At 60.3% G+C, this 19,658-nt stretch carries 19 protein-coding genes and 1 pseudogene; 8 read left to right on the forward strand and 12 right to left on the reverse strand.

Features of this window, described 5'->3' with window-relative positions:
- Positions 1-14 precede the first annotated feature (14 nt).
- Together FHX08_RS28660 and FHX08_RS28665 are read left to right on the forward strand one after the other, a co-directional pair.
- Complete coding sequence (locus tag FHX08_RS28660) at positions 15-1,559, forward strand: sigma-54 dependent transcriptional regulator (protein ID WP_132657005.1); 1,545 nt, start codon at positions 15-17, stop codon at positions 1,557-1,559.
- A gap of 179 nt (positions 1,560-1,738) precedes the next feature.
- The gene (locus tag FHX08_RS28665; RefSeq protein ID WP_132657004.1) at positions 1,739-3,613 is read left to right on the forward strand and encodes a DUF882 domain-containing protein; all 1,875 of its coding nucleotides are present in this window, start codon (positions 1,739-1,741) and stop codon (positions 3,611-3,613) included.
- Between the two features lie 184 nt (positions 3,614-3,797).
- Here FHX08_RS28665 and FHX08_RS28670 read toward each other — a convergent pair whose 3' ends face one another.
- From FHX08_RS28670 to FHX08_RS28680, 3 genes are all read right to left on the reverse strand, one after another.
- The gene (locus tag FHX08_RS28670) at positions 3,798-4,061 is read right to left on the reverse strand and encodes a DUF2312 domain-containing protein (RefSeq protein WP_007822869.1); all 264 of its coding nucleotides are present in this window, start codon (positions 4,059-4,061) and stop codon (positions 3,798-3,800) included.
- A gap of 89 nt (positions 4,062-4,150) precedes the next feature.
- A complete protein-coding gene (locus tag FHX08_RS28675; RefSeq protein WP_132657003.1) occupies positions 4,151-4,456 on the reverse strand; it encodes a DUF1244 domain-containing protein in 306 nt (101 codons plus the stop codon).
- 17 nt (positions 4,457-4,473) lie between these two features.
- Positions 4,474-5,262, reverse strand: coding sequence for an N-formylglutamate amidohydrolase (locus FHX08_RS28680; protein ID WP_132657002.1), 789 nt, complete (start codon positions 5,260-5,262; stop codon positions 4,474-4,476).
- 215 nt (positions 5,263-5,477) lie between these two features.
- Between FHX08_RS28680 and FHX08_RS28685 the strand changes: the two genes are divergently transcribed.
- Entirely contained in the window at positions 5,478-5,951 is a 474-nt protein-coding gene (locus tag FHX08_RS28685) for a DUF1036 domain-containing protein (RefSeq protein WP_132657001.1), read from the forward strand.
- Positions 5,951-7,390, forward strand: coding sequence for a pyruvate kinase (gene pyk, locus FHX08_RS28690; RefSeq protein WP_132657000.1), 1,440 nt, complete (start codon positions 5,951-5,953; stop codon positions 7,388-7,390). The genes FHX08_RS28685 and pyk overlap by 1 nt, the downstream gene beginning before the upstream one ends.
- A 75-nt stretch (positions 7,391-7,465) precedes the next feature.
- On the opposite strand, the gene FHX08_RS28695 is transcribed toward pyk, so the two are convergent.
- From FHX08_RS28695 to FHX08_RS28705, 3 genes are read right to left on the reverse strand one after another with little or no spacing between them, the layout of a single operon-like run.
- On the reverse strand, positions 7,466-8,017 hold the full coding sequence (locus FHX08_RS28695; RefSeq protein ID WP_132656999.1) for a DUF4865 family protein: 552 nt from the start codon (positions 8,015-8,017) through the stop codon (positions 7,466-7,468).
- Positions 8,014-8,418, reverse strand: a complete 405-nt coding sequence (locus tag FHX08_RS28700) for a cupin domain-containing protein (protein WP_132656998.1) — start codon at positions 8,416-8,418, stop codon at positions 8,014-8,016. Before FHX08_RS28700 ends, FHX08_RS28695 begins: the two co-directional genes overlap by 4 nt.
- Complete coding sequence (locus FHX08_RS28705; protein WP_132656997.1) at positions 8,415-8,831, reverse strand: tautomerase family protein; 417 nt, start codon at positions 8,829-8,831, stop codon at positions 8,415-8,417. Before FHX08_RS28705 ends, FHX08_RS28700 begins: the two co-directional genes overlap by 4 nt.
- Positions 8,832-8,937: 106 nt before the next feature.
- On the opposite strand from FHX08_RS28705, the gene FHX08_RS28710 reads away from it, so the two are divergent.
- Together FHX08_RS28710 and FHX08_RS28715 are read left to right on the forward strand one after the other, a co-directional pair.
- Positions 8,938-9,867 carry a LysR substrate-binding domain-containing protein gene (locus tag FHX08_RS28710; RefSeq protein WP_184328093.1) on the forward strand — a complete coding sequence of 310 codons (930 nt, stop codon included), beginning with the start codon at positions 8,938-8,940 and terminating at the stop codon, positions 9,865-9,867.
- 257 nt (positions 9,868-10,124) lie between these two features.
- A pseudogene (locus FHX08_RS28715) lies at positions 10,125-10,932 on the forward strand (phytanoyl-CoA dioxygenase family protein).
- Between the two features lie 427 nt (positions 10,933-11,359).
- Here the strand turns inward: FHX08_RS28715 and FHX08_RS28720 are convergent.
- On the reverse strand, positions 11,360-12,304 hold the full coding sequence (locus FHX08_RS28720) for a GlxA family transcriptional regulator (RefSeq protein WP_184328094.1): 945 nt from the start codon (positions 12,302-12,304) through the stop codon (positions 11,360-11,362).
- A 128-nt stretch (positions 12,305-12,432) separates the two neighbouring features.
- Between FHX08_RS28720 and FHX08_RS28725 the strand changes: the two genes are divergently transcribed.
- Positions 12,433-13,230 (forward strand): SDR family NAD(P)-dependent oxidoreductase, encoded by a 798-nt coding sequence (locus FHX08_RS28725; RefSeq protein ID WP_184328095.1) that lies wholly within the window; start codon positions 12,433-12,435, stop codon positions 13,228-13,230.
- 54 nt (positions 13,231-13,284) lie between these two features.
- Here FHX08_RS28725 and FHX08_RS28730 read toward each other — a convergent pair whose 3' ends face one another.
- The 4 genes from FHX08_RS28730 to FHX08_RS28745 form a co-directional block, all read right to left on the reverse strand.
- Positions 13,285-14,259, reverse strand: a complete 975-nt coding sequence (locus FHX08_RS28730; protein ID WP_184328096.1) for a threonine/serine dehydratase — start codon at positions 14,257-14,259, stop codon at positions 13,285-13,287.
- A 69-nt stretch (positions 14,260-14,328) separates the two neighbouring features.
- Positions 14,329-15,390 (reverse strand): AraC family transcriptional regulator, encoded by a 1,062-nt coding sequence (locus FHX08_RS28735; protein ID WP_184328097.1) that lies wholly within the window; start codon positions 15,388-15,390, stop codon positions 14,329-14,331.
- Between the two features lie 387 nt (positions 15,391-15,777).
- A complete protein-coding gene (gene ggt / locus FHX08_RS28740; RefSeq protein WP_184328098.1) occupies positions 15,778-17,520 on the reverse strand; it encodes a gamma-glutamyltransferase in 1,743 nt (580 codons plus the stop codon).
- A gap of 61 nt (positions 17,521-17,581) precedes the next feature.
- On the reverse strand, positions 17,582-18,436 hold the full coding sequence (locus FHX08_RS28745) for a helix-turn-helix transcriptional regulator (RefSeq protein ID WP_132656988.1): 855 nt from the start codon (positions 18,434-18,436) through the stop codon (positions 17,582-17,584).
- Between the two features lie 114 nt (positions 18,437-18,550).
- Here FHX08_RS28745 and FHX08_RS28750 point away from each other — a divergent pair, with 114 nt between their 5' ends.
- Positions 18,551-19,267 carry an SDR family oxidoreductase gene (locus tag FHX08_RS28750; protein WP_184328099.1) on the forward strand — a complete coding sequence of 239 codons (717 nt, stop codon included), beginning with the start codon at positions 18,551-18,553 and terminating at the stop codon, positions 19,265-19,267.
- Positions 19,268-19,349: 82 nt separating this feature from the next.
- On the opposite strand, the gene FHX08_RS28755 is transcribed toward FHX08_RS28750, so the two are convergent.
- Positions 19,350-19,637 (reverse strand): winged helix-turn-helix transcriptional regulator, encoded by a 288-nt coding sequence (locus FHX08_RS28755; protein WP_246698416.1) that lies wholly within the window; start codon positions 19,635-19,637, stop codon positions 19,350-19,352.
- Between the last annotated feature and the right edge of the window lie 21 nt (positions 19,638-19,658).

Raw genomic sequence — 19,658 nt, forward strand, 5'->3', positions numbered from 1 at the left:
GAAGTGAGGCGACAATGACCGGTTACAATGAGCTCAAAGGAGCAGGGCAGATTCTCGTGGTCGAGGACGACCCCGTGCAGCGCCGTCTGCTCAAGAACGCGATCGAGCGAAACGGCCATGTGGTGCATCAGGCCGAAAACGGCCGCATCGGGCTGGAGATGGTGAAGCGCGATCCCGGCCTTTTCAATGTCATCGTGCTCGATTTGATGATGCCGGAAATGACCGGCCTCGAGTTTCTCGAAGCATTGCATGACTTCGGCACGCAGATACCGGTCATTGTCCAGACAGGGCAGGGCGGCATCGAAACGGTCGTACAGGCCATGCGCGCCGGTGCCTTCGATTTCGTTGTCAAGCCGGTCTCTCCGGAGCGCATCAACACGTCCATTTCCAATGCGATGAAGCTCGACCAGCGTGAGGTGAAGGCCCGTGCCGGCCGTCGCTCGCGCTCAGGTTCCGTCGGCTTCGACGACATCGTTTCGGCAAGTCCGGCGATGATCCGTGTCATCGATCTGGCGCAGCGTGCCTCGCAGTCCAACATTCCGGTCGTGCTCGAAGGCGAATCGGGCGTCGGCAAGGAACTGGTTGCGCGCGCCATCCAGTCGGGCGGCGATCGGGCCAGCAAGCCGTTCGTCACGGTCAATTGCGGTGCCATTCCGCACAATCTCGTCGAAAGCATTCTTTTCGGCCATGAAAAGGGCGCGTTCACAGGCGCGACCGAAAAGCACATCGGCAAATTCATGGAAGCCGATGGCGGCACCATCTTCCTCGACGAGATCGGCGATTTGCCGCTTGAAGTGCAGGTCAAGCTCTTGCGCGCCGTTCAGCAGGGTGAGATCGAGACTGTCGGCGCGCGCACGGCGCATAAGGTCAACGTGCGTCTCATCTCGGCGACGAACAAAGATCTGATAGAAGAGGTCAAGAACGGCCACTTCCGCGAAGACCTTTATTATCGCCTAAACGTCTTCCCGATCACCATTCCGGCGCTGCGCAAGCGCAAGGAAGACATTCCGCATCTGGTGCGCGTCTTTACCGACCGCTTCTCCAGTGAACAGAAGAACGGCCGGCGCATGACGGTCAACGCCGGCGCGCTGGCGCTGCTGACCGCCTATGACTGGCCGGGCAATATCCGCCAGCTCGAAAATGCGATCTTCCGCGCCGTCGTGCTTGCCGAAGGTCCGGAGCTGACCGAATCAGATTTCCCGCAGATCGCCGCCCAGCTTCCGAACTACGAGGTGGTGGATCACCTGGCGCTCGTCGCCGACAATTCGCACCTCGATCCGGATGCTGAATTTCCTGAGGATTACCAGGCGGCGTCCGTCGCCGAGACGATACGCCGCGGTCCCGAGGCCTCTGACAACGCTATCCCGAGCGTCAATCAAGCCGGCGATGTGCGCCGTCTTGCAGATGTCGAGGAAGAACTGATTCGTTTCGCGTTAAAGTTTTATCGAGGGCAAATGAGTCAAGTGGCGAGGAAGCTAGGTATTGGCCGATCCACACTTTATCGGAAGCTTAAGGATTATGGTATCGATCCCGATAATCCTCAGAAAGATGCAGCGTAAAGGCGTTTTTATTAAGAATAAGGCAACCACGTTTGGTTACCCGTCATAAACCACTTGTTAGCGGCTCGTTCACTATGTAAAGAAAAGGTTGATCATGTGTGGCATTTTTGCCATCGTGCGACCGCAATTGACAACCATTTGAGACAGCACGGGACATTGACTGTCTGACGGGGATCGAGTTGCCGAATCTGAATGGGAATACCAAGCCTTCGCGCTTGAGCTGGCGCTTGCTGTGCGCCAAGATTGGCGGAAAGGCAATTAGGACGGCGATGGCCGCCCTCCTTGCACTCGCGGTTTCCTCACCGGTATTCGTAAGCACACCATCCCAGGCCGCCGGGGAAACCCGCAGTCTGAAGCTTTATTTCATCCATACCGGCGAAAAGGCCGTCATCACCTACAAGCGAAATGGCAAGTTCGACCCCAAGGGTCTTGAGCAGCTCAACCGCTTCCTGCGCGACTGGCGCAAGAATCAGCCGACGAAGATGGACCCGCGTCTCTTCGACCTCATCTGGGAAGTCTACCGCCAGTCCGGCTCGAGGGATTATATCAACGTCGTCTGCGGTTTCCGTTCGCCGGCCACCAACGAGATGCTGCGCGGTCGCTCGCGCAATTCCGGTGTCGCCGAGAAGAGCCAGCACATGCTCGGCAAGGCGATGGACTTCTTCATTCCCGACGTGAAGCTCGCCACGCTGCGCGGTATCGGCATGAAGATGCAGGTCGGCGGTGTTGGCTTTTATCCGAAGTCCGGTTCGCCTTTCGTGCATATGGATGTCGGTGGCGTTCGCGCCTGGCCGCGCATGAGCCGAGACGAATTGGTCAAGCTTTTCCCTGACGGGAACACCATTCACATTCCCGCCGATGGAAAGCCATTGCCGGGCTACCAGCAGGCGATGGCCGATTACAAGCGCCGCATGGCGAATGGCAGCCAGATCATGATGGCGAGCGCCTCTGATTCCGCTTCCGACGACGAACCCCACAAGCAGAAGACGCTGTTTGCCTACCTCTTCGGCGGCGGCGCCGACGAGGAAGAGGATAATTCGGAGGATACGACACCGGTGGCTGTCGCCAAGGCGACGCCGCCAAAGGCTGAGGCTGCTCCGGCTGCCGCACCGCAGGAGCAGACCGAAGTCGCAAGCGTGAATGCTCCAGTGCCGCAGGTTCGCCCGGCCTTCAGCAACCAGCTTGCCGGCAACGAGGTTGCCAATGCTCTGGTGCCGCCGTCTGCAGGTAACGCAGCCCAGCAGGCTCTTGCTGCCATGCCGGCAGGCCAGCCGCAGGAGCCGGAGCATTTTGCCGATCTCAGTGGTTACAGCATTCCGGTTCCGTCGCTCCTTGGGCCGCGTCGCGCTCCGGGTGATGCAGAACTTGCCTCGGTCGATCCGAATCTGATGTCGACGAACGTTCCGACTCCGGCCGAACGTCCGGCCGTTGCCGAGAACCTGCTCGCTGCACAGAATGCAGATCCCGAGGCGGCAGAAGACGAGGCCGATCAGGATGCGCTTTCGCCCGCCATGGCGGCGGCACTTGCAAAGCAGGATGAGGACGGTGACGCGCAGGTTGCTGTGAACGCGCCGTCGGAGCCGCGGACGGTGGAACAGGCAATCAACGCCGCCGCGCCGAAGAACCCGCCAGAACTGGATAAGCCGCCATTGCAGCTTGCCGCGCTTGCACCGATGACGAAGTCGGCGAGCTTTGTTGCACCTGTCGTCGCGCCGAAGCCTGTCGTCGTCGACAGCCCGGTTGCCCAGGGCCTGCCCACCAAAGGCGGTCGCCCGACGAAGCAAGAAGCGGTAGCGGCCGACGAAAGCCGTCAGACGATGCGCACAGAGCCGAAGCTGACGCAGAAGATGATCTCGCAGTGGGCTCTAACCAATGCACGTCTGGAAATGGCTTCCAAGAAGGTGCAGGCACCGCGCTTCGTCAGCCAGACGCTACGCGCCCAGCCGACCTCGGTCTATGCCGAAGGTTTCCAGAAAACCGCTTCGATCGATCCCGGCCGCTTCAGCGGCACGGCCGTCAACTTCATGGAAGTGCGCAAGTTCAACACGCGTTGATCGGATTATATTCTGAAGAGCAAAAGCCGCCGGCATTATCCGGCGGCTTTTGCTTTTATGGCCGGCTGCAAGATGCTCGCATCCCCTGCAAGGCGTGATCTTCAGCTGGCATGAACGGTTTGTCACCGTGCAAAAGAAAAGCCGCCATGAAGGCGGCTTTCGCAAAACGTGGTTGAGCAGATCCTCAGCCTTCCGGCGGGGATTCGATCATGCCGAGAGCGTGCAGATAGGTGTCGAGGATTGCATCTTCTTCCATGCGCTCCTGCTCGTCCTTCTTGCGGAGCGCGACAACCTTCTTGAGGATCTTGGTGTCGAAGCCCATGCCCTTGGCTTCGCCATAGACGTCCTTGATGTCGTCGGCGATGGTCTTCTTTTCTTCTTCCAGGCGTTCAATGCGCTCGACAAAAGCGCGAAGCTGATCGCGAGCGACGCCATGTGCATCAGACATCGTGTTCTCCTGATTTCGGGAAATGCATCGGGTTGCCAGTGACTGCCGCGAAGTGCAGCCAGCGTCAAGGCGATTTGAGGCCGTGGAGTCTATTTGTGCGGGTTGTTCACCTCAAAAGCTGCCTTTTGCACAGGCGATGCTTCCGTCTGGTGAAGGTTCTTCCAGTCTTCATAGGGCATGCCGTAGACGATCTCGCGCGATTCGTCCTTGCTGATGTCAACACCTTCGGCCTCCGCAGCCTCGCGATACCAGTTGGACAGGCAGTTGCGGCAAAAGCCGGCGAGGTTCATCAGGTCGATGTTCTGCACGTCGGTGCGTTCGCGAAGATGTGCGACGAGGCGACGAAAGGCGGCAGCCTCGAATTCAGTCTGCTGTTCTTTGCTGAGCGTGGTCATGAGCCAAGTCCTTTCACTCAATAAGGGCCGGTGCGTGAAGCATGCACGCTGTATGCATGAAGGCTCGGATCGGCGTTCATCTCCGCAAAGATAGGCGCCAAGCGCTCTGCCCATTCGTCGATGCCGGCCTCGTCGCCGATGAGGTCCTGGCGCACTTCCAGAAGCGCGTGCGGAATGCCTGTGATCATGCAATGGCGGTACATGGTGTCACCTTTCAGCGCACCGTCATAGGGTTCGTTGTCGCCGATGACGAGATCGGAATCGGCCCGCAGTTTTTCGAGCAATGGGCCGACGGCGCGGTGGTCGCTGTCCCAGAGCACCGTTGCATGCCAGGGGCGGGGGACACCCTTCCAGGCGGGCGTAAACGAGTGCAGGGACAGCACCAGCGGCGCCTTGCCCGTCGCGTTCGCCACCCTGTCGATCGTCTCAGACACGGCATTGTGATAGGGTCTATGGAAGGTTGCTATCCTGTGGTTCCACTCTTCCGCCGATATCGGATGGTTGCCGGGGATAATGGCGCCGTCGGAGATTTTCATGATCAGCGTCGGATCGTCCTCACCACGGTTGGGGTCGATCAACAGACGCGAAAAACCGCCGAGTACGCCGGGAACACCGAGCCGCTCACAAAGCTTGCGCGCCAGCCCCTCGATTCCGATGTCGTAGGCTATGTGCCTGATGAAGGCGCTTTCCGGCAGGCCGAGCTGGTCATATCGCTTAGGCAGGCGGTTCATAGCGTGATCGCCGAGGATCACCATGCCTTTGTCATGTTGGCCAGGTAGGATTTCAAAGGGTTGGAAATGTTCCATCAGAAAATTGCCTGCTGTCATTTTGCGTCTTTGGTCAGTGATTGCATGCGCCTTCAACTGGTTCAAGCGTGATGGGTTAGGCCAGCGCGACAAGATGCGCCCGGCGGACGGTTATGAAAGGAAATATAATCGATTAGCATTGCGTTGACTTTCGCCGGATGGCGGCGCAAGAAGACACGGATAACGAATAACCGTGGAGCTATTTGGGAGCCGTGTTGATTCAAGCCTCGCCAAGTTTCCTCACGCGGTCCGGACCCTTGGTCCGTCTCGCATTGTTCGCTCTTGCAGCCGCCTCGCCATTCTTCATTGCAGATGCCGCGCGCGCGGATTTCCGTGTATGCAATGGCACGCAAAATCTGGTTGGCGTTGCGATTGGATACCGGGCGAAGGATGGCTGGGTCACCGAGGGCTGGTGGCAGGTGCCGGCAACGACCTGCGCCACGCTGATCGAGGGGGAATTGCAGTCGCGTTATTATTACCTCTACGCAGAAGACGCCGCCCGGGGAGGCCGATGGACGGGTGACGTGCAGATGTGCGTGGCGGAAAACGAATTCAAGATCACGGGTGTACAGGATTGTTATGCCCGTGGTTACCAAAAGATGGGATTCAAGGAATACGATACGGGCCGCCAGGGAAGCTGGATGGTTCAACTCTCCGACACCCCAGGGACGCAAGAAAGCCAGAATTGATGAAGCGTAACCGCAAAGTTAAAATCCTCGCCACCCTCGGCCCGGCCTCCTCCGAGGAATCGATGATCGAGAAGCTACACCAGGCGGGTGCCGATATTTTCCGCATCAACATGAGCCACGCGAGCCATGACGTGATGCGTACGCTGGTGCAGCGTATCCGCGCCGTCGAAGCCCGCTCTGGTCGGCCGATTGGCATTCTGGCTGACCTCCAGGGCCCGAAGCTGCGTGTCGGCAAGTTTGCCAGTGTGAAGGTGGAGCTGAAGCCGGGACAGACCTTCACGCTCGACAACATCGATACCCCCGGCGACAATACGCGCGTTTTCCTGCCGCATCCTGAAATTCTCGAAGCCGTTCAGCCGGGCCATCGCCTGCTGATCGATGACGGCAAGCTGGCGCTTCGCGCCGAAAAGTGCGACGGCAAGAGCATCGTTACGACCGTCATCGCCGGTACCAGCATTTCCGACCGCAAGGGCGTCAGTCTGCCGGACACGCTCCTTGGCGTTGGTGCGCTGACCGACAAGGATCGCTCCGACCTTGATGCGGTTCTGGCGACCGACGATGTTGATTGGGTAGCGCTCTCCTTCGTCCAGCGCCCCGATGACCTTGCCGAAGTGCGCAAGATCGCTCGCGGTCGCGTTGGCCTGATGTCGAAGATCGAAAAGCCGCAGGCTCTGGAGCGTATCGAGGAAATCATCGAGCTTTCCGATGCGCTGATGGTCGCGCGTGGCGATCTCGGCGTCGAAATGCCGCTCGAAGCTGTTCCGGGCATCCAGAAGCAGCTCATCCGTGCCTGCCGTCGTTCGGGCAAGCCTGTCATCGTCGCCACGCAGATGCTGGAATCGATGATCTCCTCGCCGGTTCCGACGCGCGCCGAAGTTTCGGACGTTTCGATCGCCGTCTTCGAAGGCGCCGATGCGATCATGCTGTCGGCCGAATCGGCTTCCGGCGCCTACCCGGTCGAATCCGTTTCGATGATGGCCTCGATCGCGAGCACGGTTGAAAAGGATCCGCACTATCCGGGCATCATCTATGCCCAGCGTGCCCAGCCGGAAGCGACGGGCGCGGATGCGATTTCGCTCGCTGCCCGTCAGATCGCAGAGACGCTGAAGCTGTCGGCCATTGTCTGTTATACCTCTTCCGGCACGACCGGCCTTCGCGCTTCTCGTGAGCGCCCGCAAGTGCCGATCATCGCCCTGTCGCCGATCATCAAGACGGCTCGCCGTCTCTCTGTTGTCTGGGGCATGCATTGCGTCGTCACCCATGATGCGACCGACCTCGACGACATGGTCAACCGCGCGTGCCGCATCGTTGCTGCGGAAGGTTTCGGCAAGCCCGGCGATCGCATCATCATCTCCGCCGGCGTACCGCTCGGCACACCGGGTGCGACCAACATGCTGCGCATCGCTTATATCGGCTCTGACGGCCAGAGCGGAATCTGATCTTTTTCAGACCTGAGAATGCAAAGCGCTCCTCGAGAGAGGGGCGCTTCTATTTTCGATCTCGCTTCGGCTGCCTCAATCGCGAGAGAGGTGGCCGATGCGATAGATCTGATTAGTGCCCGAGATAGTCGGTGCCTCTGCATAGAGGCCGAAACGCACCATCGTCCAATCATGCGGATCGAAGGCAGCGATGCGGGCGAGCACATGTTTGCTGCCGGCTTTCCGTTTCGCCAAATCAATCTCCTGTTGCCTTAAGCCGGGCAGAGAGACATGAGGCTCGATCGCGAGGTATTCGCTGTCGGCGAAACGGGCGCTGCCAAGGTCCGGCAGGACATGGGCATGCCAGACGATCCAGTGACGAATGCGCGGCCGGCCAAAGGCATCCGTGAGTGCGGCAAAGCCGGGACCGCAGATGAAATCGCTGGCGCCTTCCGGTTGGTTCCAGAGATAAAAGGGCGCATAGAGGTTCTCCCGGCTGCCGAACTCACCGCGACGGGCGCTCAGAAAGGCCTTGAAGCCGAGATGCGGGAAGCCGTCCATCGCCGGCCCCTTGTCGCGGATACGGCGATCGATGATCTCCATGTCGTAATCGGCAGGGAGGGTGAAGGAATATTGCATGGCCATCATGGCTGAGGCTCCTCGCTATCAAACCAATCGACGAAATGTCCGTTCTCTGAGCCCTGAACGCTCAGATAGCTGAAGGGACTGTCGGGTGCTGCCCCATGCCGGTGAAGTTCGTCGGGCGCAAACCATATGGCATCGCCAGTTCTCACTTCTTCGGCCGGCTCGTCCTTGCGCTGCACAAGGCCGATGCCCGAGAGCACATAGAGCAACTGGCCGCGTGGATGCGTATGCCAATGCGTGACCGTGCCAGGATCCAGGGTTGCGCGCATTGCGGTGTTTTCGCCATCGACCTGATTGTCGAGCAGCATTTCGACCCAGAAGGGCGCATTCGAGATGCCTTCGGGCGAACGAACAGCATTACCCGGGCGGCGGATGGTCATCGTCTTCGGGTTAGTTTCGCTCATGATGGAGCTCCCGCGCGCGCTTCCCAACCGGGCTCGGTCATCTGCGCCAGACCATCGCCGAAGGACCATTCGCCTGGTTCGCTGGTCGAGATGACAATCATCACGTCTTCCGGACGCAGGCCGGGCGACTGTTGCAGCAGTTCGACGATTCGGCGGAAAAGGGCATTGCGCGTTTCCTGGGTACGCGGCTTGCCGGTCGTGATCGCAATCAACACGAAATCATCCGAGCGCGGGCCGGCAAGATAATTTCGGTCGAAGATCAGTTCGCCCGGTTCGTGCTGGTGGATGACTTGGAAGCGGTCGGCTGGCGGCACGTTGAAAGTCTCCACCATGGCCTTGTGAATATTGTCCGAAAGGCTACGCAGATAGTCCGGCGACTTGCCCTTCAAAAGGGAAATGCGAGCGAATGGCATTGGATGCCTCCTATTCTTTGTCTTGACAGAATAAGCATGCCACGACACCATAATGCGAAAAATCAGAATTTTATGGATTGATCATCCTGAAAATCGGGATCGTGGAATGCGACGGATTACCTTCGATCTGGATGTGCTGAGAACCTTTGCGACCGGTATGGACCTTGGCAATTTCGCCAAGGCGGCCGACCGGCTGGGACGCTCGACATCGGCTGTCAGCGCGCAGCTCAAGAAACTGGAGGAGCAGGCCGGCACGGCGATCTTCCGCAAATCCGGGCGTGGACTCGCCCTGACGGAAGCCGGAGAGACGATGCTCGCCTACGCAAGGCGACTGCTCGATCTGAATGATGAGGCGGTCGCAGCGGTGCAAAGCGTCGAGCTGGAAGGCTGGGTACGGCTCGGCCTGCAGGAGGATTTCGGCGAGAACCTGTTGCCCGACGTGCTTGGCCGTTTTGCACGCGCGCATCCGAAGGTGCGGATCGAGGCACGGGTGGTGCGCAATGCTGAACTTCTCGAACGCGTGACGACGGGCAAGCTTGATCTTGCACTCGCCTGGAGTGCGGGCACCATGACCGCACATTGCGAGCATATCGCCGATGTGCCGATGCGCTGGATCGGCCCGGCGAATGGTCTGTCGGGATGGACAGCGGGCGGCGAGCCGATGCCGCTTGCTTCACTCGAAGCTCCCTGCCTGCTGCGGAATGCTGCGACCAAGGTGCTGGACGAGGCGGGAATTTCCTGGCGGCTCTCCTTCGTCAGCCCCAGTCTCGGCGGCCTCTGGGCGGCGACAGCTGCCGGGCTCGGCATTACCGTACGCACGCCGATTGGCTTACCGGGCAAAGTGCGGATGCTGGCGCCCGGCGAGACCGGTCTGCCGGAGCTGCCGAAGCTTGGCCTGGTGTTGCATCGAGCCGAGGCGGAGCCGGATGGTGCAACGGCCAGATTGGCGGAACTGGTGTTGCAGTCGGTACATGAAGCGGTGAGGGAGGTTACGATCGCATCTGATGAGCCAAAGCCGTTTCGGCGGGTTGGATGAGAGGGACGCTTTGGGCTCGATGTTCTGCTCAGCCGGTTGACGCTACCGGCGAACCCCGATAGCCTTGATCCGCTATGAAAATGATCGCCCTCAACATCGCTACGGTCTTCTTCTTGAGCCTTTAAAGCCCCGCCCTTGGGCAAAGAAGATGCGGCCGCCTGACCAGCCCGTTGGCTGGCGTGTTTGCCGTGGACTGCAACCACCTGCGTCAGGCCAATGGACAATGCCGGCAGGGTTTGGCGATAGAGAGATATTTCATGACACCTGTTGGTTACCCGCCGGCGCTTAGCGCCGTGCAGATCGAACAATTCATCGAGGACGGCTTTGTGCGAATCGATGATGCTTTTCCGCGAGATATAGCCGAGGAAGCCCGCGCCATCATGTGGCGGGACATTCCTTTCGCCGCCGATGATCCGAAGAGCTGGGTGCGGCCGGTCGTACGGCTTGCCGGCTATGGCGGCGGACCGTTCAATGCTGCGGTCAACATGCCCGTGCTGCATTCGGCTTTCGATCAGCTTGTCGGTAAGGGACGCTGGGAGCCGCGTGACGGTCTTGGCAGCTTCCCCGTTCGCTTTCCACATCCTGATGATCCCGGCGATGCCGGCTGGCATGTGGATCTGAGCTTTCCGGGCGAGGATGGAAACCCTGGCGAACAGCGGGATTTCTCCGCCTGGCGGGTGAACGTCACCTCGCGCGGACGGGGCGCTTCTAATGCTCTTCCTGTTCTCGGATGTCGGCGAAGAAGACGCGCCGACGCGTATCCGGGTTGGATCGCACAAGGATATCGCGAAGATGCTGGAACCGGCCGGTAAAGCCGGCATGGCGCATCTGCGGCTGGAGCACGTGGGCGAGGACCGGCCACTTGCTCTGGCGACCGGGCAGGCGGGCACGGTCTATCTGTGCCATCCTTTCCTTATCCATGCCGCGCAGATGCATCGGAGCAAGGAGCCGCGCTTCATGGCGCAGCCGGGCCTCGCGCCTTCCGAGCCGCTAAAGCTTGCGCGTGAGGACGGCGCCTACTCGCCTGTCGAAATCGCCATCCGTAGGGCGCTTCAGCAAGGTTGAGGCGTATCGCAAGACGGCTGCACAGGTTTGTGCGGCATGGCAGATGTGGAGGAGGTTGCGTGGTATCGGAACCTCCTCCATTTCAGGGAACCTCCCCCAAGAGATGCTCTGATACAAGAAGGGGCGCCATTTTGCGCCCGAAAGGGGCTTGGTGGCGGAGGTTCACATTCAATGGAGGAGGTTCGGCGGAGGTTATCTCCGCCGGTTCAAGCCATTGATATATAGGTATTTAAATCAAGTGGAGGAGGTGGAGGAGGTTCTTTGCTGAAACCTGCCGGATGCCACCTACGCCAGCGGTCTGGCAAGGTCCCCGGCTAGTCTTAGGAGAAAACCTCCGCCACCCCCTCCACCTTCTCCACCTGCGATTCTTGACGGTGGCGGACGATGCTTTTGATCGGGGCGGAGGCCTCTAGCTCTGCCGGTTACATCACGCCTGCAATTCCTGCTGGGCCGCCCGACGAATTGCCTGCGGCGGCTGGCCGAAGGCTCGCAGGAATGCGCGGCGCATGCGCTCGCGATCGGCAAAGCCGGTTTCGCGAGCGACGGTATCGATCGGATGGCGGCCCTGCTCCATCATCAGGCGAGCCGCTTCCAGCCGCAAGTTCTCGACAGCCTTGGCCGGGGACTGGCCGGTTTCGGCCCGAAAGGCGCGGCTGAACTGACGGGGGCTCAAATGTGCCGCTTCGGCCAGCTCTTCGACGGAAAGCGTGGATTTCAGATTGCTGCGCGCGTAGGCGAGTGCCTTCTGGATGCGGTCGGATTTCGGCTCCAGCTCCAGAAGGGCGGAAAATTGCGACTGGCCGCCGGCGCGGCGATGGTAAACAACGAGCATGCGAGCGACGGCGCGGGCGATCTCCAGCCCGTGATCCTTCTCGACCATCGCGAGTGCCAGATCGACGCCGGCCGTCATGCCGGCAGAGGTCCAGACGGAGCCGTCGATGATGTAGATGCGGTCCTCTTCCATCCGGATTGCTGGGTAGCGGCTCTGCAGTTCACGGGCGAGATACCAATGGGTCGTGGCGCGACGGCCGTCGAGAATGCCGGCGTCGGCCAGGAGGAATGCGCCGGTGCAGATCGAGGCGAGGCGGCGCGTGGCAGGAAGTGCGGCGCGGATGAACCTCGCCTCCGCCTCGTTCGGCAGCTTGATGTCCGGTGCTCCGGCGACGATCAGCGTGTCGAAAGCGGGATCGCCAAAGGCTTCCGTCTCGATGATCATGCCAAGCGAGTTGGCGATCGGGCCGCCAGTCTCCGAGACATAGTGGATCTCATAGACCTTCTCGCCGATCTCAAGATTGGCGAATTCAAAGGCCGAGACGGCAGCGAGGCTCATGATCTGGAAGCCGGGAAAGAGCAGGAAACCGATTTGCTGCATGGTGTCATGTCCTGAAAAGAGGATGTCCTAAAAGGTGGTATATATGACATTCAGGACATCGGCAATCGGGCGTAAAACTCTCCTCAAGCGCAAGGCATCGGGCCGGCGTACGAAAAGGAGAAACGATCATGGCACAAGAACATAAGGGTACGGCACTGGTCACGGGCGCCTCTTCGGGCATTGGCGCGATCTATGCCCATCGGCTGGCAAAGCAGGGCTATAATCTCATCCTCGTCGCCCGCAATGGCGAGCGGCTGAAGGCGCTGGCAAGCCGGCTGACCGATGAAACGGGCCGCAGCGTCGAGACACTATCCGCGGATCTGGGCAAGAAGGACGATCTCGCCAAAGTCGAAAAGGTGCTGAAGGAGGACCAGAGCATCACCATGCTGGTGAACAATGCCGGCTTCGGAGGCACTGCGCCGCTGCTCGCCTCCGACGTCGACAAAATGCAGGAGATGGTCGACATCAACGTGACGGCGGTGATGCGGCTGGCCTATGCAGCAGTATCCGGTCTCGTTGCCCGCGGCGGCGGCACCATCATCAATATCGCTTCGATCGTAGCCATCGCGCCCGAGATCCTCAACGGTGTCTATGGCGGAACGAAAGCTTTCGTGCTCGCCTTCAGCCAGTCACTGAAGCACGAGCTTGCCGACAAGAATATCCGCGTCCAGGTCGTGCTGCCGGGCGCTACAGCTACCGAGTTCTGGGGCATTGCCGGTACGCCAGTCGAGCACCTGCCTGGCGAGATCGTCATGTCGGCAGAAAACATGGTCGATGCTTCACTGGCCGGCCTTGCCGAGGGGGAATTCGCGACGATCCCGGCGCTCGAAGATGCCGGCTTGCTGGGCGCTTACGAGCAGGCGCGCCAGGCGCTGATGCCGAACCTGTCGCGTTCGGTGCCGGCACCGCGCTACAAGATCGCCTGACGACCGCCAGCCAGGAACGGAATCGTCCGCGGCAGGCCACCGCGGACGTTTTTGTCAGCCGAAACGCTCCAGCGCTTTGGTGAACACATCGGCGTCGATATTGCCGCCTGAGGTGACAACAACAGCCGTGTCGCTGTCCAATTGGTCGCCGTGAAAGAGTGCCGCGGCAAGGGCAACGGCCCCGCCCGGTTCCACGACGATTTTGAGGCGCGTGAAGGCAAGGGCAACGGCGCGCAGTGCCTCATCGTCGGTCACCACGACACCCGGCCCCGCCAGACGCTTCAGGATCGGGAAGGTGATATTGCCCGGCTGCGGCGTGATGATCGCGTCGCAGATCGAACCTGTGAGGGCGGCGTTGCGCTCGATCTTGCCTGAGGCAAGCGACCGCGTCGTGTCGTCGAAGTTTTCCGGCTCGCAAGGGCGGACACGAAAGCTTGGCGCGCTCGCTTCCAGGGCCAGCGCAATGCCGGAGGTCAGGCCGCCGCCGCCGCAGGGAACGAGGACTTCGGCATTCCGAACTCCTTCCTCTTCCGTCTGTTCGGCGATTTCCAGCCCGGTCGTGCCCTGGCCGGCGATAACAAGCGGCTCGTCGAAGGGCTTGATGAGCGTCAGGCCGCGTTCGGCTGACAGTTTTGCGCCGATCTCGTCGCGGTCTTCATTGGCGCGGTCGTAGAGTACGACTTCTGCGCCGAAGGCGCGTGTGTTGGCGATCTTCAGCTTCGGAGCGTCACTCGGCATGATGATGACGCAGGGGACGCCGTGCATGCGTGCAGCAAGTGCCACACCCTGTGCATGGTTGCCGGAGGAGAAAGCGATGACGCCCTTCTTGCGCAGTTCCGGATCAATGCCGGAGACGGCAGACCAGCCGCCGCGGAACTTGAAGGAGCCGGAATGCTGAAGGCATTCGGCCTTCACGAACAGCCGCCGGCCGGCGATTTCATCGAGGAAGGGGGAGGAGAGAAGCGGCGTGCGCCGCGCATGTCCGCGCAGGCGGGCCCTGGCGGCAACGATCATTTCAATGGAAGCCATGGGAATCTCTTCTGCTTTAATGCCGCTCATGCATAGATCGCGCATCTATGATTGTGAACGGCGACTTTGTCACGGTGACATGAATATGACATTGGACGCAGCTCCACCCGATTCCCGCGTAACACGTCGTTTCCTGAATTGCGTCGGACTTTCACCGTTCAAGCGTGCGAATTCGCGGTTGAAGTTGGACTTGCTGATGAAGCCGGAGTCAAACATCACCTGCGTTACGGGATGATCAGTCGTAACCAGCTGCTCGCAGGCGGAGCGGATGCGGAGGTCGTTCACATATTGTGAGACGCTCATGCCGTGGATGCGGTTGACCGCCATGGAGACGCGCCGCGCCGGCAGGTTCATCTTCCGGGCGATGCGGCTGAGATTGAGATCGGGATCGCGATAGAGCTCACGGGCATGCATCAGGGCGTCGAGGGCTGCCGCGACCGCTCCGTCTTCTTCCGTCGCCGGCGGTGGTGGAGGCGGCTCCGAGGATGCCGCTTCCATCGTGCTGCCGTTGCTTGCTATCGAAGCGGCAGTGCCAAGAATCAGCAGCGCGATGACATTGCCGAGCGCAACGATGGCTCCTGCATGGATACCGCCGGCCTGGGTGAAGTCGAAACTGATCACGATGTCGGTGACGGCAGAGGCGATAAGTGCAAAACCGGTGATCTGCAGCGAACGATAGGAAAGCACCGCGCCGTCGAGACGGGAGGCAACGAGCGCATCCGGGCCGCGCCGGGCGAGCCAGAGGAGGGCGATACCGTAGGCAATAAAGATCAGGATGATGGCGAGGCTGATCGGCTCCGGGTACAAGGCGATGAAAATGGCGATTGCCGCTGTCGGCAGAAGATGCGGCCAGAAACGGGAGAGGGTGGGTTGCTCTTCCATGGCAAGCCCCTTGAAGCAAACCCAGGCGAGGGCCGCGATCATCGTCGCCATCAGGGACTGCAGCGGCATGATATCGATGATGTCGTAACCCCAGCGGATGCCGATCACCACGGATTGGGCGATGTAGAGCCCGATCAGCAGCAGGAAAGGCCGTTTCTCGGCGAACGATCCATCACCCTGCCGCAACATGCGGATCAAGACGATGGCAAGCAGCAGCGCCACGACGAAGGGCAGGGGAACGAAGATCATCGGCGATATCCGGATAGCGGCAATGATCCTCAGAATGAACCCGATTGCGTTCGCGGTCGACCCGGATCACGATCGAGGTTTCGAAATGGGGTCCGAAAATCCATCCTGAAACGGTCCTCGATGGGATTGCTTCATTCACGGACGGATTCGATGACCATACTCGTGATGCCGGTGTTTTTGGCGGCCTCCGTTTCCGCTCTGCCGGATAGGAATATCGACGACTGCAATTCCTGATCTTTCCGGTTTCGGAGTCAATGTGCCGGTGGATTACCGAGTGACAGCGAAGGCCTCGTGGGTTGATGCCCGGCAGCCGAGCGTGCTGGGCATCATGCCGCGCGTCGAGATCGACGGCGAATTCGTGCGGGTCGGAACCGCTGAAGCCTGCGATCAATAACCGTTGGCCGAGCCTTCGGTCGCGCGGTTGTCCATCGCACCATTGTAGCGGGCTCCGCCACCCTTCTCGATGGCCGCAAGGCTCTTGCCGCCGACGAGGATGCCGGCTGCCTGTCCCCATACTGGCGCATCATTGCCGCCATCAAGCTTATAGCCCATGGCGGCGAGCGCCTTTTCCGTATCGGGGGACAGGGCATAGGGCTCCAGATAGACAGTGTCTGGCTGCCACTGGTGGTGGATGCGCGGGGCATTGACGGCCTGGCTGATGTCCATGCCGAAATCGACGACGTTGAGGATCGCTTCCAGCGTGATGGTGATGATGCGCGAGCCGCCGGGGCTGCCGATCACCATGAACGGCTTGCCGTCCTTGGTGACGATGGTCGGGCTCATGGACGAGAGCGGCGTCTTTTTGGGGGCGATGGCATTGGCTTCGCCCTGCACAAGGCCGTAGAGGTTCGGCACGCCGGGCTTGGAGGTGAAGTCGTCCATCTCGTTGTTGAGCAATACGCCGGTGCCGGGCGCAACCACACCGGCGCCAAAGGAGCCGTTCAACGTATAGGTTACGGCAACGGCATTGCCCTCGTCGTCGATAATGGAATAGTGCGTCGTCTCGGTGCTTTCCTTGCCGCCGAGCGGCTTCAGATTGGCTGATGTGCCGGCCCTGTAGGGATTGATCTTGTCGCGGATTTCGGCGGCATATTTCTTGTCCAGCAGCTTGGTGACCGGGTTGTCGACGAAATCGGGATCGCCGAGAGCTGCATTGCGGTCGACATAGGCATAACGCATGGCCTCGGCCATAATGTGCACGGCATCAGCCGATCCGTAGCCGAGATAGGAGAGTGGATAACCTTCAAGGACGTTCAGGATTTCGCAGATGATGACGCCGCCGGAGGAGGGGGGCGGCGAGGAAATGATGTCGTAGCCGCGGTAATTGCACTCGATCGGCTTCAATTCCCGCACCTGGTATTGCTCGAAATCCTCCTTGGCGAGAATGCCGCCTTTGGCCTGGCTCGCCCTGACGATAGCATCGGCTGGCGCACCCTTATAGAAGGCATCGGGACCTTTATCCGAGATCGATTGCAGGACAGCGGCAAGGTCCGGCTGCACCAGCCTTTCGCCGGACGAATAGGGGCTGCCGCCGGCTTTCAGGAAGATTTTTGCGGCCTCCTCATCCTTGGCAAGCCGCTTGGCGCTGCCGGCAAAACTCGCGGCGTCGCCCTGCTCCAGCGTGAAGCCGTCCTTCGCGTATTTCAGAGCCGGAGCAATCAGTTCCTCGCGTTTTTTGGTGCCGTATTTTTCTCGGGCGGTTTCGAAGCCCATGACCGAGCCGGGTGTGCCAATGGCGAGGTAACCATCGAGGCTGGCGCGCGGGACGATGTCGCCCTTGGCGTCGAGATACATGGTCTTGGTCGCTGCAAGCGGCGCACGTTCACGGAAATCGAGGAAAGTTGTTTTTCCATCTTTCATGCGGATCGTCATGAAGCCGCCGCCGCCGAGATTGCCAGCTGTCGGATAGACGACGGCCAGGGCGTATCCGACAGCGACTGCGGCATCGACGGCATTGCCGCCGCTTTTCAACACCTCGACACCGACATCGGTTGCCAGATGTTGAGCGGTGACGACCATACCATGTTCCGCTTCGACAGGTGCCGGCGAGGCGGCAAAAGCGGGGAGCGGTGCGAAACAAAGTGAGATTGCAGCAAGAATTGAGACGGATTTTCCGTGGATGCGGTCCATTATTTTCCCCTCGGAGACAGCGACGGAAGAGATATGGCGTCAATTCAACGGCAGGCAATGATCAGGCGAGAAGCTCTGCAAGTTTCCTGTTGGTGTCGTGCTCGCCGAGAGGCGTATAAACGATCAGTTTCATGTCGGGCTTGCTCATCAGCGCTAGGCCCGTGTGTTCGAAGGACATAAGACCTTTCACCGGATGATTCAGGCGCTTGATGCCCGTCAGCGGCGCCAAGACTTCATGGCGCGGCCACCAGGCTCGGAATTCCGGGCTCTGCCGATCAAGCAGGGCGATCAGCCGCTCGAAATCCGGATCCCCGGCATAACGGGCGCTGTCAGCGCGGAACATGGCGAGCGAAACGCGGGCGACTGCCTCCCAATCGACCAACAGGCTGCGATGGAAATCATCGGCAAAGAGCCGGTGCATGGTGTTGCGCTCGTCCGGCCCCAGCCGGTCATAACCGCCGAAGAGCAGGTCGGCGGCACGGTTCCAGGCAAGGACATCCCAGCGGCGACCGAGCACATAGGCCGGCTGATGGGTGAGATTGTCAAGCATTCGGCGAAGCGGTTCGTCGACCACTTCTGGCACCGAAGAAAGCGGTTGCGGCGGCTGGCGACTATTCAGGGTGACAAGGTGCTGACGTTCTGCTTCATCGAGGCGTAGCGCATCCGCCAGCGCATTCAGCACCTGCGGGGAAGGATGGATGTCGCGGCCTTGCTCAAGCCAGGTGTACCAGGTCGTGCCGACGCCGGCCAACATCGCGAGTTCTTCCCGCCTGAGCCCGGGTGTGCGGCGGCGAAAACCTTCCGGCAGACCGACATCGGTCGGTCGCAGGCGTTCACGGCGAGATCGCAGGAAGGCTGCGAACTCGCGGCGGCGAGCATCGAATGTATCCAGTTTCTGATCCATAGCAGCTATCATATCAGCATCGATACCAGGATAAGAATAGGCCTGTTTACGATTTTCGAGCTCCGCAAGATGAGAGCGCTCCCGACTGTGAATGTCGGGAGTTTGATCATTCAAGGGAGTATTCTCATGTCATTACAGCATGCAGTCATTATCGGCGGCTCTTCGGGTATCGGCCTCGCCACGGCCAAACTGCTTCTGGAACAGGGATTTCGAGTCACCATCGCTGCACGGGACGAGGCGAGGCTCAAGACGGCGGCTGACAATCTTTCCGGCGAGATCGCCACGATCGCGATCGATGGCCGAGATCCCGTCGCGGTCAGGCAGGCTTTCGAAAGTCTCGGATCGTTCGATCATCTGGTGCTGGCGCTTGGCAGCGGCCATGGCGCCGGCCCGTTCTCGACGCTTGATATGGGCGATCTGCTGGCGGGCTTCCAGACGAAGCTGATCCCTCAGGCGGCAGCAGCGCAGGTGGCTCTGCCTTTCCTGAAGCCGAAGGGCAGCATTACCTTCGTTTCCGCCGTCAGCGCGCAGGCCGCCATGCCAGGGACTGCTGGTCTGGCCGCGGTCAATGCCGGCATCGAGGCGATGGTGCGCGTGCTCGCAGCCGAATTGAAGCCGTTGCGCGTGAATGGCGTTTCGCCTGGTGTCGTCGATACGCCGTGGTGGGATTTCCTGCCCGCAGAGCAGCGTCAGGCCGTCTTCCAGGATTTTGCCGGACGCACGGCGGTCGGCCGCATCGGCCAGCCCGATGACGTCGCCAAGGCCGTGGCCTTTCTGGTCTCCAATACTTTCATGAGCGGTCACGTTCTCACCTGCGACGGCGGCATTCACCTTGCTGCTTGATTGCGTCAGGCCGTCTTGCCGGCGGCCTCCTCGGGAGTGAATATCAAGCCGGTCAGGTCCTTGTCCTTCAGGGCTGCCCATTTCAACAGTGCGTCCAAGGCGGGGCATAGGGCCTGACCCAATCAGTCAGACGATATTCCACCTTGGGCGGCACCTGATGGTGGACGATGCGCCGCACGATGCCGTCATTTTCCATCTGGCGCAGCTGCTGGATCAGCATCTTTTGCGAGATGGCGGGAATTGCGCGTTCGAGATCAGAGAAGCGCAACACGTTGCCGCCGAAGAGGTGGAAGAGGATGATCAGCTTCCAGCGCCCTTCGAGAATCTTCAGCACGTTCTCGACGCCGGTTGCGGCGGAATAAGGGGTCATCGCATCACCTTACTTTCAGGT

It is taken from the genome of Rhizobium sp. BK529 (assembly GCF_014194105.1).
Taxonomy (GTDB): Bacteria; Pseudomonadota; Alphaproteobacteria; order Rhizobiales; family Rhizobiaceae; genus Rhizobium.